General features: G+C 67.4%; 12 protein-coding genes. 4 read left to right on the top strand and 8 right to left on the bottom strand.

The annotated features are described in order from the left end of the window. The first annotated feature begins 76 nt into the window (after window positions 1–76). On the top strand, window positions 77–1,258 hold the full coding sequence (pobA, locus tag AC07Y4_RS03525) for a 4-hydroxybenzoate 3-monooxygenase (RefSeq protein WP_095950239.1): 1,182 nt from the start codon (window positions 77–79) through the stop codon (window positions 1,256–1,258). Here pobA and AC07Y4_RS03520 read toward each other — a convergent pair. From AC07Y4_RS03520 to AC07Y4_RS03500, 5 genes are read right to left on the bottom strand one after another with little or no spacing between them, the layout of a single operon-like run. After that, window positions 1,228–1,674 (bottom strand): nuclear transport factor 2 family protein, encoded by a 447-nt coding sequence (locus AC07Y4_RS03520; RefSeq protein WP_487846793.1) that lies wholly within the window; start codon window positions 1,672–1,674, stop codon window positions 1,228–1,230. The genes pobA and AC07Y4_RS03520 overlap by 31 nt on opposite strands. Next, entirely contained in the window at window positions 1,671–2,078 is a 408-nt protein-coding gene (locus tag AC07Y4_RS03515; protein WP_487846792.1) for an SRPBCC family protein, read from the bottom strand. Before AC07Y4_RS03515 ends, AC07Y4_RS03520 begins: the two co-directional genes overlap by 4 nt. Window positions 2,079–2,097: 19 nt before the next feature. Then, complete coding sequence (locus AC07Y4_RS03510; RefSeq protein ID WP_159276673.1) at window positions 2,098–2,457, bottom strand: VOC family protein; 360 nt, start codon at window positions 2,455–2,457, stop codon at window positions 2,098–2,100. Continuing rightward, a complete protein-coding gene (locus AC07Y4_RS03505; RefSeq protein WP_487846791.1) occupies window positions 2,436–3,353 on the bottom strand; it encodes a helix-turn-helix domain-containing protein in 918 nt (305 codons plus the stop codon). The genes AC07Y4_RS03510 and AC07Y4_RS03505 overlap by 22 nt, the downstream gene beginning before the upstream one ends. Before the next feature lie 38 nt (window positions 3,354–3,391). After that, window positions 3,392–5,722 (bottom strand): xanthine dehydrogenase family protein molybdopterin-binding subunit, encoded by a 2,331-nt coding sequence (locus AC07Y4_RS03500; RefSeq protein ID WP_070060911.1) that lies wholly within the window; start codon window positions 5,720–5,722, stop codon window positions 3,392–3,394. Window positions 5,723–5,949: 227 nt separating this feature from the next. Between AC07Y4_RS03500 and aat the strand changes: the two genes are divergently transcribed. The 3 genes from aat to AC07Y4_RS03485 are packed head-to-tail and all read left to right on the top strand — an operon-like array spanning window position 5,950 to window position 8,316. Further along, entirely contained in the window at window positions 5,950–6,705 is a 756-nt protein-coding gene (aat, locus tag AC07Y4_RS03495; protein ID WP_495274188.1) for a leucyl/phenylalanyl-tRNA--protein transferase, read from the top strand. 6 nt (window positions 6,706–6,711) lie between these two features. Beyond that, window positions 6,712–7,461: an arginyltransferase gene (locus AC07Y4_RS03490; protein WP_447744660.1), complete on the top strand. Its 750-nt coding sequence runs from the start codon at window positions 6,712–6,714 to the stop codon at window positions 7,459–7,461. Between the two features lie 30 nt (window positions 7,462–7,491). Continuing rightward, window positions 7,492–8,316, top strand: a complete 825-nt coding sequence (locus tag AC07Y4_RS03485) for an IclR family transcriptional regulator (RefSeq protein WP_062478081.1) — start codon at window positions 7,492–7,494, stop codon at window positions 8,314–8,316. 107 nt (window positions 8,317–8,423) lie between these two features. Here AC07Y4_RS03485 and AC07Y4_RS03480 read toward each other — a convergent pair whose 3' ends face one another. The 3 genes from AC07Y4_RS03480 to leuA form a co-directional block, all read right to left on the bottom strand. After that, a complete protein-coding gene (locus AC07Y4_RS03480; RefSeq protein WP_062478078.1) occupies window positions 8,424–9,590 on the bottom strand; it encodes a serine hydrolase in 1,167 nt (388 codons plus the stop codon). Between the two features lie 117 nt (window positions 9,591–9,707). Then, on the bottom strand, window positions 9,708–11,246 hold the full coding sequence (locus AC07Y4_RS03475; RefSeq protein ID WP_070060915.1) for a 2-isopropylmalate synthase: 1,539 nt from the start codon (window positions 11,244–11,246) through the stop codon (window positions 9,708–9,710). A gap of 53 nt (window positions 11,247–11,299) precedes the next feature. Further along, on the bottom strand, window positions 11,300–13,003 hold the full coding sequence (leuA, locus tag AC07Y4_RS03470) for a 2-isopropylmalate synthase (protein WP_139704127.1): 1,704 nt from the start codon (window positions 13,001–13,003) through the stop codon (window positions 11,300–11,302). Between the last annotated feature and the right edge of the window lie 120 nt (window positions 13,004–13,123).

The raw sequence follows: 13,123 nt of genomic DNA, 5'->3' as shown, positions 1-13,123 counted from the left end.
ACAGAGCCTCGCCAGCCGCCGCCCCAACCGGCCGGCCGCGCCCTACGCTTGGCAAAACCCTTTCGGAGACACGAACATGCGCACCCAGGTCGCCATCATCGGCGCAGGCCCCGCCGGCCTTCTGCTCGGCCAGCTGCTGCACAAGGCAGGCATCGACAACATCATCGTGGAGCGCCAGAGCGGCGACTACGTGCTGGGCCGCATCCGCGCCGGCGTGCTCGAGCAGGTCACGATGGACCTGCTGGCGCGCGCGGGCGTCGACACCCGCGCCAAGGCCGAAGGCCTGCCGCACGACGGCATCGAGCTGCTGTTCAAGGGCGCGCGCCACCGCATCGACATGCACGGCCTCACGGGCGGCAAGCAGGTCACGGTGTACGGCCAGACCGAGGTAACGCGCGACCTGATGGAAGCGCGCACGGCCGAAGGCCTCACGACGATCTACAGCGCAGCCAACGTCAGCCTGCACGACTTCGATTCGGCCAAGCCGCGCGTTCGCTACGAGAAAGACGGCCAGACGCACGAGATCGAGTGCGACTTCATCGCCGGCTGTGACGGCTACCACGGCGTGAGCCGCGCCAGCGTGCCGGCCGACGCGATCCAGACCTACGAGAAGGTCTACCCCTTCGGCTGGCTCGGCGTGCTGGCCGACGTGCCGCCGGTCTCGCACGAACTCATCTACGCCAACACCGAGCGCGGCTTTGCGCTGTGCAGCATGCGCAGCGCCACGCGCTCGCGCTACTACGTGCAGGTGCCGACCGAAGAGAAGGTGGAGAACTGGAGCGACGAGGCCTTCTGGAACGAGCTGCGCGCACGCCTGGACCCCGAGGCGCGCGAACGGCTGGTGACCGGCCCGTCGCTCGAAAAAAGCATTGCGCCGCTGCGCAGCTTCGTGGCCGAGCCGATGCGCTTCGGCTCGCTGTTCCTGGCCGGCGACGCGGCGCACATCGTGCCGCCGACCGGCGCCAAGGGGCTCAACCTCGCGACCGCCGACGTGGGGTACCTGTCGCGCGCGCTGGAGATTTTCTACAACGAGAAGTCGGCCTCGGCGCTGGACCGTTATTCCGACCTGTGCCTGCGCCGGGTCTGGAAGGCCGAGCGCTTCTCGTGGTGGTTCACCTCGCTGATGCACCGCTTTCCCGAGACGGGCGCCTTCGGCCAGAAGATCCAGGAAGCCGAGCTCGACTACCTCGTGCACTCGCGCGCGGCGTCGACCGCGCTGGCGGAAAACTACGTGGGGCTGCCGCTCGAAGACTTCTGAGCGGCGGGCGACGACAGCACCTCGTCGACCCAGCGCTGGTCTTCGTCGTAGATCCAGCATTCGCTGAGCTTGCCGTCTCTCACGGCGTAGCGCAGCTGGCGCTCGAGTTCGACCGGGCGCCCCTGGTGCTCGAACTGCTCGACGGCGACGATCAGTCCGAAATGCTCGCCGGCCAGCACGTCGCGGATCGCGACCAGCCGGCGGTTGGTGCGCTCCTTCACCTGCTTGAGCACCGCGAGGCAGGCCGCCTTGCCCAGGTGCGTGCCCGCGAGCGGGCTGCGACCGAAATAGTGGAAGACGACCTCGTCGTGGTAGCAGTCGACGATGGCCTTGAGGTCGTTGGCGGCCCAGGCCTGCGCGTAGCGCTGCACGACCGCCAGAATCTCGCTCGCGGCAGGGGTTGTCGGCGTGCTCATCGTTCGCTGGCTTTCTCCAGGGTCTTCTTCATCGCGGCGCCGCCCTGCGCCATCATGGGTTCGACGTACGCCGCGAGCCCGTCGGGCAGCACGTCGGTGATCCAGACGAAGCGCGACCGGCCTTCACCGTGCGCGAACACCTGGGCCGACGCGTGGTGGTGCGTGGCCTTGCCGTCGGTCACGGTGTAGGCCAGCCGGCGGTTCTCTTCGTCGAGGGCCACGAGCAGCTCGCGCGCCACGAGGCCATTGGCAAAGTGGACGATGCGGGCGCCCTGCCCGTCGAGTTCGCATCCGGTGAGAAAGCCCGGCGCGAGGCGCGTGTGCACGGCGCCGAAGTCGCGCAGCGCGTCCCACACCTGCGCGGCATCGGCCTCGACGATGAATTCCTTGTAGACGGTGGCCATGGGGTCGGTGCCTTTCGTGTCAGGGGCAGACGGCCTCGACGTTGTTGCCGTCGGGGTCGATGAGGAAGGCCGCGTAGTAGGTCGGGCTGTAGTCGGCGCGCGGCCCCGCGCCGCCGTTGTCGGTGCCGCCGGCTTTCAGGCCGGCCTTGTGGAAGGCGGCGACGGCCGCGTGGTCAGGCGCGCGGAACGCGATGTGCGTGCCAGGGCCCTTGGCGCCTTTCGCGGCATAGAGCCACAGCGCCGGTTCGCCGGCCGGGCCGAGGCCCGCGTAGCTGTCGTCGTGGGAGCCCAGCACGTGGCCGAGCGGCGCGAGCGCGGCTTCGTAGAAGCGCCGGCTCGCGGCGAGGTCTTTGACTTTCAGTCCGATGTGGTCGTACATGGCGATGACTTCCTGCTTGAAGGGTGGATCAAGCGGTCATCGTGAAGCAGCGCGGCCAGGCGGTCTTGGAAAATCTTGCGGTCGCCCTTGGCAGCGAGCCGGAAACCGCGCGGCGACGCGCCGGCCGCGCGGTGGAAGGTGCGCACGAAGTTGCTCAGGTCGGCAAAGCCGGCTTCGAGGGCGACGTCGGTCACGGCCAGGTCGCTGTCCGCCAGCAGGCGCGCCGCGCGGCGCAGCCGGGAGCGCACGAGGTACTGGTGCGGCGTGACGCCCAGCACCTGGGAGAACAGCCGCAGGAAATGGAAAGCGCTCAGGCCCGCCTGGGCGGCCGCGTCTTCCAGGCCGATCTCGCCGGCGGCGTGGGCCTCGATCCAGGTCGCGGCCTCGACCGCCCGGCGACGGTTGCGCGGCGTGGCCGACGGCGGCGGCGCCGCGGGCTTGCCGCGCCCTTTCACCACGTCGAGGAAACGGCTGGCGAAGCCCATGCCCAGCTCATCCAGGCCTACGTCGCTGCCGCCTTCGACTGCGACCTGCGCGAGTTCGCCCAGCACCATGAGTTCGGGCAGCGGCGGCAACGCCGAGGCATGCCAGCTGCGCCGGTCGGCGCCGATCAGGTCGACGAAGCCCGGCGAGAAGTGGAACGACAGGCACTCGTCGCCACAGGCGAAGTGCTCGTGGGTGCAGACGTAGTCGTCGCCCGGCGCGCCGACCAGCACCGCGCCGGCCACCAGCTCGTAGTCGCGGCCGAGCGCGCGGCAGCCGAAGCTGCCCTTGTGCACGTACGAGACCGAGTGCGTCTCGTGCACCTCGGTGAACGGCGCCGCGCCGACGCCCGCGTCGCAGCGGTAGGTCGAGACGCGGATCGCGTCGGTCTGCAGTTCGGTGGTGACGCGCATGATGACTTTCGTCGCCCTTCGATCACCGGCCGTGGCGCTCAGTCGATCGTCTGCATGGCCTGCCACACGCGCGACGGGCTCAGCGGCATGTGCAGGCGGGGCGCGCGGGCCCCGAGGCCGTTGCGTGCAAAGGCGTCGGCCACCGCGTTGACGATGGCCGGCGTGGCGCCGATGGTGCCCAGCTCGCCGACGCCCTTCACGCCCAGCGGGTTGTTCTTGCAGGGCGTGGATTCGTCCATTTCCATCTGGAACATGGTGTCGACGATGTCGGCGCGCGGCGCGGCGTAGTCCATGAGGCTGCCGGTGACGGGCTGGCCGGTTTCGCTGTCGTACACCACCTGCTCGTACAGCGCCTGGCCGATGCCCTGCACCGCGCCGCCTTCGAGCTGGCCGCGCACGATCATCGGGTTGACCACGCGGCCTACGTCGTTGACCGAGCTGTAGGCCACGACGCTGATCTCGCCCGTGGGCGGGTCGAGTTCGATCTCGCAGATGTGGCAACCGTTGGGCCAGCTCGGGCCGGCCACGGTGCTGGTGGAGTCGACGAAGATCTCGCGCCCCGGCTGCTTGGCGGCCAGGGTGAACAGGTCGAGTTCGAGGTCGGTGCCGGCCACGATGAAGGTGCCGCGGCTGTAGACGATGTCGTCGATGGAGGCCTCGAACTCCTGCGCCGCGAGTTCGCGCGCCTTGTCGATGGTGCGCTCGGCGCCGATGCGCACGGCCGAGCCGCCGGTGAAGAGCGAACGCGAGCCGGCGCTGCCGAAGCCGTCGCCGCGGTCGGTGTCGCCGAGCACCACGCGCACCTTCTCGATGGGCACACCGAAGGCATCGACGGCCAGCTGCGCGAGCGAGGTCGCGATGCCCTGCCCCATGGCGTTGACGGCCGAGAACACCTCGATCACGCCATCGGCCTGCACCGAGACGGTCACGCGCTCTTCGAACACGTTGCCGCCGGTCCATTCGAGAAAGGTGGCGATGCCCAGGCCGCGCTGCTTGCCGCGCGCCGCCGATTCGGCCGCGCGGGCCTCGAAGCCCTGCCAGTCGGCCAGCTGCAGCGCCTGGTCCATCACCGACTCGAACTGGCCGGTGTCGTAGGTCTGCGCCATCGGGTTCTTGTAGGGCATCTGCTCGGGGCGGATGAAGTTGCGCCGGCGCAGCGCGATGCGGTCGATGCCGGTCTGGCGCGCGGCCTCGTCCATCAGGCGCTCGATGGTGAAGATGGCCTCGGGCCGGCCCGCGCCGCGGTAGGCGCCGGTGGGCGCGGTGTTGGTGAGCACCGCCTTGAAATGGAAGTCGATGGTCTGGATGTCGTAGACGCTGGTCTGCACCCAGGGGCCGATCAGCAGCTGGATCGCGACGCCGGTGCCGGTGGCGTAGGCGCCCACGTTGGCGAGCGTCTTGATGCGCAGGGCCAGGATCTTGCCGTCGGCGTCGAGCGCCATTTCGGCGCGCGCCTCGATGTCGCGGCCGTGCGCGCTCGAGAGGAACTCTTCGCTGCGGTCGGCCACCCACTTCACGGGCCGGCCCACCTGCAGCGCGGCGTAGGCGACCGCGATGTCCTCGGGGTAGGCGCCGGTCTTCATGCCGAAGCCGCCGCCAACGTCGCCCACGACCACGCGCACTTTTTCCTTGGCCAGGCCGATGGCCGCGCAGACCGAATCGCGCACGCCGGAGGGCATCTGGGTGCTCATGCGGATCGTGAGGCGGTCGGTCTTGCTGTCGTGCGTGGCGAGCACGGCGCGCGGCTCGATGGTGAGCGCGACCACGCGCTGGTTGTTCACGTCCAGGGCGATCACGTGGGCGGCGCGCTCGAACGCGGCGGTGGCGGCTTCGCTGCTGCCGTGGCGCATCTCGGCGGCGATGTTGCCCGTCGCCTCCTCGCACAGGAGCGGCGCACCGTCGGCGGTCGCGCCCGGCAGGTCGACCACCATCGGCAGCTCTTCGTAATCGACCATGACGGCCTCGGCCGCATCGCGCGCCTGCTGCACGGTGTCGGCAATGACGGCCGCCACCGGTTCGCCGACGAAGCGTGCGCGCTCGTGCGCCAGGGCGCGGCGCGGCGGGCTGGCGCTGTCGCTGCCGTCTGCGCGCTTGAAGCCCGCGGCGCCGGGCATCGGCTTGACGCCGGCCTCGGCCAGGTCGGCCCCGGTGATCACGCGCAGCACGCCGGGCATGCCGACGGCCGCGGACGTGTCGATGGACACGATGCGCGCATGTGGGTACGGAGAGCGAAGGAAGACGAGGTGCGCCTGCTCGGAGAGCGTGACGTCGTCGGTGTAACGGCCGGCGCCTGCGAGCAGGCTTTCGTCCTCGAGGCGGCGCACCGCCTGGCCGCTGCCGAAGCGCGTGGGATTGGGTTCAGTGGTCAACGTGGTCCTCTTGTGCTGATCCCCGGCGCCCTGCACATGCCTGCCGGATCCGCTGTGGTACTGCGAAAGCAAGCTGTGCACTATAGGTTTTTCGACGGGTCTTGTGGGGTTGTCTCGCGTGCCATCGGCGGTGGCACCAGGGCCGCAGCCTTGTGGACTGTTCCCGTGTGAGCGGGATTTTCCCTCAACTGGCTTGCGTTTTCGAGAAGCCGTGTATACCTGCATCCATGCGACAACTGCCTTGGCTCGAACCCGGAGATGCACTGCCCGACCCCGCTTCGGCGTGGGACGAACGGGACCCGGTGCCCGGCCTGCTGGCGGCCGGCGGCTCCCTCGATGTCGATACTCTGATGCAGGCCTACAGCCGCTGCGTCTTCCCGTGGTTCAGCGACGACCAGCCCATCCTGTGGTGGAGCCCCGACCCGCGCATGGTGCTGCGGGTGAACGACTTCCGGCTGCATCGCTCGCTGCGCAAGACCCTGAGCCGCTTTGCCGCGACGCCGGGCTGCGAGCTGCGCATCGATCACGATTTTGGAACGGTGATCCAGGCCTGTTCGCAGTCGGCGCGGGCCGGCCAGTCGGGCACCTGGATCGTGCCGGACATGGTGGAGGCCTATACGCAATTGCACCGCGCCGGGCACGCGCACAGCGTCGAAACCTGGATCGACGGCGAGTTGGCGGGCGGGCTCTACTGCGTGGCGCTGGGCCGGGCCGTGTTCGGCGAGTCGATGTTCACGCGCCGCCCGGATGCCTCGAAGATCGCGCTGGCCGGCCTGGTCGCGCTGTGCCGCCGCGCCGGCATCGCGATGATCGACTGCCAGCAGAACACCGCGCACCTGGCCAGCCTCGGCGCCCGCGAAATGCCGCGCGCGCGCTTCGTCGCGCACGTGGCCCAGGCCCGAAAACAGGAGGGCCCGCAGTGGCAATTCGACCCCGTATGCTGGTCCGAACTCCTTTCCGAGCGACCTCCTCTTTCGACGTGACGTGACGTGACGCACCTCAAGGATCTCCCGCTTCACACGCTGCAGTTCTACGCGACAGCGCCCTACCCCTGCAGCTACCTGCCGGATCGCCAGGCCCGCTCGCAGGTGGCCACGCCCAGCCATCTGATCCACAACGACGCGTATTCCGACCTGGTGCTCAGCGGCTTCCGGCGCAGCGGGATGTTCACCTACCGGCCCTATTGCGACGGCTGCCGCGCCTGCATCCCGCTGCGCGTGCTGGCGCACAGCTTCAAGCCGAACCGCAGCCAGCGCCGCACTGCCAAACAGCACGCCGACCTGCAGGCGCGCGTGCTCAAGCTGTGCTTCGTGCCCGAGCACTACCAGCTCTACCTGCGCTACCAGACCGGCCGCCACTCGGGCGGCGGCATGGACCACGACAGCATCGACCAGTACACGCAGTTCCTGCTGCAAAGCCGCGTCAACTCGCGGCTGGTCGAGTTCCGCGAAACCCTGCCCGACGGCAGCCCGGGCGCGCTGAAGATGGTGTCGATCCTCGACGTGCTCAGCGACGGCATCTCGGCCGTCTACACCTTCTACGAGCCCGAGGACGGCGCCGGCTACGGCACCTACAGCGTGCTGTGGCAGATCGAGCAGGCCCGCAAGCTGGGGCTGCCGCACGTCTACCTCGGCTACTGGATCGAGCGCAGCCCCAAGATGCACTACAAGGCCCGCTTTTCCCCGCACGAAGTGTTGGTGGACGGCCACTGGCAGGCATCGAGCGATTTCACAAGGTAAAATGGCGCACGGTCATCACCGCATTGCGCCATGAGAAAAAACCTATCCGACGTTCCCGCCACTCCCGTCATCCAGGTCATCGAGCGCATGTTCTCGCTGATCGACGTCCTGGCCTCGCGCGAAGAGGCGATCTCGCTGAAGGAAATCAGCGAAAAGACGGGGCTTCACCCGTCGACCACGCACCGCATCCTCAATGACCTCGCGGTCGGCCGCTTCGTCGACCGCCCCGAAGCCGGCAGCTACCGCCTCGGCATGCGCCTGCTGGAGTTGGGCAACCTGGTCAAGGGCCGGCTGAACGTGCGCGACGCGGCCCTGGGCCCGATGCGCGAGCTGCACAAGCTCACGCAACAGCCGGTCAACCTCAGCATGCGCCAGGGCGACGAGATCGTGTACATCGAGCGCGCCTACAGCGAGCGTTCGGGCATGCAGGTGGTGCGCGCCATCGGCGGCCGCGCCGCCCTGCACCTGACTTCGACTGGCAAGCTGTTCCTGGCCGCCGACGATCCGCAGCGCGTGCGCAGCTACGCCACGCGCACCGGCCTGGCCGGCCACACCCGCAACAGCATCACCCAGCTGCCCGCGCTCGAGCGCGAGCTGTCGAAGGCGCGCCAGTACGGCATCGCGCGCGACAACGAAGAACTGGAACTGGGCGTGCGGTGCATGGCCGCCGGCATCTACGACGACCAGGGCAAGCTGGTGGCGGGCCTGTCGATCTCGGCCCCGGCCGATCGCCTCGACGAAGGCTGGCTGCCCAAGCTGCAGGCGACCGCCAACGAAATCTCGGGCGCGCTGGGCTTCAAGGACGGCGTGGCCGCAACGCCTGCGTCGGGCGCGAACGTGACAACGGGCGCCTGAGCGCCCGTTTGCTTTCGACTCTTTTCCTCTCTATCCCGGCGAGTCAGCCGGTTGGCCCTCCACGAGGGCTGCAGGCAGGCCGCTGAAGGCCCCCCGTTCAACCGATCTCAGCCGGCGACCTGGAAGCCGCGCGGTCCCGACACGGCGTGCGTGGCCTCGACCCAGCGGCGAACCCGCTCGGCGTCGGCGATGCGGCTGAACTTGCCGGCCGAATCCAGGAACACCATGATCAGCTTGCGCCCGGCCACCTTGGCCTGCATCACGAGGCACTGGCCAGCTTCGGAGATGTAGCCGGTCTTCTGCAGGCCGATGTCCCACTCAGGGCTCTTCACAAGACGGTTGGTGGTGTTGAACTGCAGCACGCGGTTGCCGACCTCGACCTGGTATTCCGGCGACGTGGACAGCGAACGCACGGTGGCGTCGGAATAGGCGGCATTGACCAGCAGCGCCAGGTCTTGCGCGCTCGACTGGTTGCGGCTCGACAGGCCCGTGGGCTCCACGTAGCGCGTGTCCTTCATGCCGAGCATGCGGGCCTTGGCATTCATGATGCTCACGAAGGTCGTGAGACCGCCCGGGTAGGTGCGGCCCAGCGCGTGCGCTGCGCGGTTTTCGCTGGACATCAGCGCCAGGTGCAACAGCTCGCCGCGTGACAGCGTGGTGCCGACGGTCAGGCGCGAACGGCTGCCCTTTTCGGTGTCGACGTCGTCTTGCGTGATGGTGATGAGCTCGTCGTTCGGCAGGTGGGCCTCGCTGATCAGCAGGCCGGTCATGAGCTTGGTGAGCGAAGCGATCGGCAGCACGGCGTGGTCGTTCTTGCTGAACAGCACCTCGTGGGTGTCCTGGTCGATCACCAGGGCGACGCTCGACTTCAGGTCGAGCGCGTCGTCGGTGCTGTGCAGACCGGCCATCTGGCCGAAGGACTGGCGGGCCGGCGTCTCGACGCGCACCACCGAACGGCGCTGCACGGCCACGACCGTCTTGCCGTTCTTCTTGTGGATGGTGGCCACGACGTTGCGGCCACCACGCACGACCTTGTCGGCCTGCTCGGCGCGACCGCCGCGTGCCACCTTGGAAGCGGACGCATTGCGCTGCTTCGTTTCGGCGGGCGCCTTCGCCTTCTTGGCGACGGCGGACTTGGCGGCAGCGGGTTTTTCCTTCTTCGCGGCCTGGGCGCCAGGCAGCAAAAACGCCGATGCGCACAGCGCCACGGCGAGGAACTTGAAGGCGGGTAGGAACCGCTGGATGGAAACTCGACGTAGACGGGTTTCAGGCATCAATAAATCTCCAGCGGCAACAAACGAGGACCGCAGTGTATCGAAATCAAAAAAGACACGCAATATCAGTTACTTGCATCCTCTTCTTCATTCGAATACCAAGGAACGCCTGAAAACCTAACCTTGTGCCGCCACTCTCTCAGCTTGGCTCTGTAACTTGTTGAGCGCACTCAAATAAGCCTTTGCCGAAGCGACCACGATGTCTGGGTCTGCACCCACACCGTTGACCACCCGCCCTGCGTTTTGTAACCGGACTGTAACTTCTCCCTGGCTTTCCGTCGAGCCGCTGATGGCGTTTACAGAGTAAAGAACCATCTCGGCGCCGCTCTTGACGTGGGCCTCGATGGCCTTGAGGGACGCATCGACCGGCCCGTTGCCGTCGGATTCGCTGGTGACTTCCTTGCCCTGGACCGTGAACACGATCTTGGCTTGAGGCCGTTCGCCGGTTTCGCTGTGCTGGGAGAGAGAGACGAAAGCAAACTGTTCACCAACGTGCGACAGCTCTTCCGCGCTGACCAGCGCCAGGATGTCTTCGTCGAAAATTTCGGACTTGCGGTCGGCCAGCTCCTTGAAACGCGCGAACGCGGCGTTGACCTCGGTTTCGCTCTCCATCGTCACGCCTAGGTCCTGCAGGCGCTGCTTGAAAGCATTGCGGCCGCTGAGCTTGCCCAGCACGATCTTATTGGCGGTCCAGCCCACGTCTTCGGCGCGCATGATCTCGTAGGTGTCGCGCGCCTTGAGCACGCCGTCCTGGTGGATGCCCGAGGCGTGTGCGAACGCGTTGGCGCCCACCACGGCCTTGTTGGGCTGCACCACGAAGCCGGTCGTCTGGCTGACCATGCGGCTGGCGGCCACGATGTGCTGGGTGTCGATGTTCAGATCGAGACCGAAGTAGTCCCTGCGCGTCTTCACGGCCATGACCACTTCTTCGAGCGAGCAGTTGCCCGCACGCTCGCCCAGGCCGTTGATCGTGCACTCGACCTGGCGCGCGCCGCCGATCTTCACGCCGGCCAGCGAGTTCGCCACGGCCATGCCCAGGTCGTTGTGGCAATGCACCGACCAGATCGCCTTGTCGCTGTTGGGAATGCGCTCGCGCAGCATCTTGATGAAGTTGCCGTACAGCTCGGGGATGGCGTAGCCGACGGTGTCGGGCACGTTGATGGTGGTCGCGCCCTCGTTGATCACGGTTTCGAGCACGCGGCACAGGAAGTCCGGGTCGCTGCGGTAGCCGTCTTCGGGGCTGAACTCGACGTCGGCGATCTGGTTGCGCGCGAAGCGCACGGCCAGCTTGGCCTGCTCATGCACCTCGTCGGGCGACATGCGCAGCTTCTTCTCCATGTGCAGCGGCGAGGTCGCGATGAAGGTGTGGATGCGCCCGCGTGCCGCGCCCTTCAGGGCTTCGGCCGCGCGCGCGATGTCGCGGTCGTTGGCACGCGACAGGCCGCACACCGTCGAGTCCTTGATCGCGTTGGCGATGGCCTTCACGGCCTCGAAGTCGCCGTTCGAACTGGCCGGAAAGCCGGCTTCGATGACGTCGACCCTGAGCCGCTCCAGCAGCTTGGCGATGCGCAATTTCTCGTCGCGCGTCATCGAGGCGCCGGGCGACTGCTCGCCGTCGCGCAAGGTGGTGTCGAAAATAATGAGTTGGTCGGTCATCGTGGATCTCCTTGGTTCGTTCCCACCTTGCGCGTCAGGCTTGTGCCGGTGCGTCAGGCGACTTCAGCCACCGATTGTGCGCTGCGCGCGCCCCGGCCCCTGGCCCGCTGCACCCCCGACACGATCGCCTTCAGCGAGGCCGAGATCACGTTCGCATCGATGCCGACGCCGAACAGCGTCTGCGACTCGTCCACGCGCAGCTCGAGGTAGGCCACCGACTTGGCGTCGGCGCCCGCGCCGATGGCGTGCTGGTGATAGTCCATGACGCGCACCGTGTGGCCGGTGGCCTGGCTCAGCGCCTGCGTGAAAGCGTCGATCGGGCCGTTGCCGCGGCCTTCGATAGCGCGCGTTTCACCGTCCCATGGCAGGTCGCCGCGCAGCACCACCGTGGCCTCGGCGCCCTCGCCTTCTTCCTGGATCACGCGGTGCTGCAGGGCCTTGGCGGTCTCGATGCCGTATTCGTTCACGAAGATCTGCCAGAGGTCGGCAGCGGTGAGCTCCTTGCCGCCGACGTCCATCACACGCTGCACGACCTGCATGAATTCCATCTGCAGGCGGCGCGGCATCTCGAGGCCGTACTCGCTCTCGAGCAGGTAGGCCATGCCGCCCTTGCCCGACTGGCTGTTCACGCGGATCACGGCCTCGTAGCTGCGGCCCACGTCCTTCGGATCGATGGGGAGGTACGGGATGTCCCAGATGTCGCCGTCCTTGCGCGCGGCGAACGCCTTCTTGATCGCGTCCTGGTGCGAGCCCGAGAACGAGGTATAGACGAGGTCGCCAACGTACGGATGGCGCGGGTGTACGGGAATCTGGTTGCAGTGTTCGACCGTGGCGCGGATCTCGTCGATGTTCGAGAAGTCGAGTTCGGGCGAGACACCCTGCGTGTAGAGGTTGAGCGCGACGTTCACGAGGTCGAGGTTGCCGGTGCGCTCGCCGTTGCCGAAGAGGCAGCCTTCGATGCGCTCGGCGCCGGCCATCAAGGCCAGTTCGCCGGCCGCCGTGCCGGTGCCGCGGTCGTTGTGCGGGTGCACGCACAGCACGATCGAATCGCGCCGCGCGAGGTTGCGGTGCATCCACTCGATCATGTCCGCGAAGATGTTCGGCGTGGAATGCTCGACCGTGGTGGGCAGGTTGACGATGCACTTGCGCTCGGGCGTCGGGGCCCAGACCTCGGTGACCGCATCGACCACGCGCTTGGAGAAGACCACGTCGGTGCCCGAGAACATCTCGGGCGAGTACTGGAAGGTCCACTTCGTGTTCGGCTGCTTTGCGGCGAAGTCGTTGAACATGCGGGCATGGCTGCTCGCGAGTTCGACGATCTGGTCTTCGTCCATGCCGAGCACCACGCGGCGCATCACGGGGGCCACCGCGTTGTAGAGGTGGACGATGGCGCGCGGTGCACCTTGCAAGGCTTCGAAGGTGCGTTCGATGAGGTGGTCGCGCGCCTGCGTGAGCACCTGGATCGTCACGTCGTCGGGAATGCGGTCTTCCTCGATGAGCTTGCGCACGAAGTCGAATTCGACCTGCGACGCCGAGGGAAAGCCGACTTCGATTTCCTTGAAGCCGATGGCCACGAGGGTTTCGAACATGCGCATCTTGCGCGCGATGTCCATGGGTTCGACCAAGGCCTGGTTGCCATCGCGCAGGTCCGTCGACAGCCAGATCGGGGCCTTGGTCAGCACGGCATCGGGCCAGGTGCGGTCCTTGAGACCGATCGGGGCGAATGCGCGGTATTTGGCTTGAGGTTGCTTGAGCATGTCGATTTCTCTGTGATGGTTGGAACTCAACCAGCAACCCCAAAAGACAAACGGCCCGTTGCTGGTGCGAACGGGCCGTGATGAAGGATTAGCGCGTGCGCTACCGTCTCCGCCCGTGAG

The sequence above is a fragment of the Variovorax sp. GW460-12-1-14-LB1 genome, from assembly GCF_059423605.1.
The sequence above is the reverse complement of the archived record's forward strand: the minus strand, read 5'-3'. Positions and strand labels throughout refer to the sequence as shown.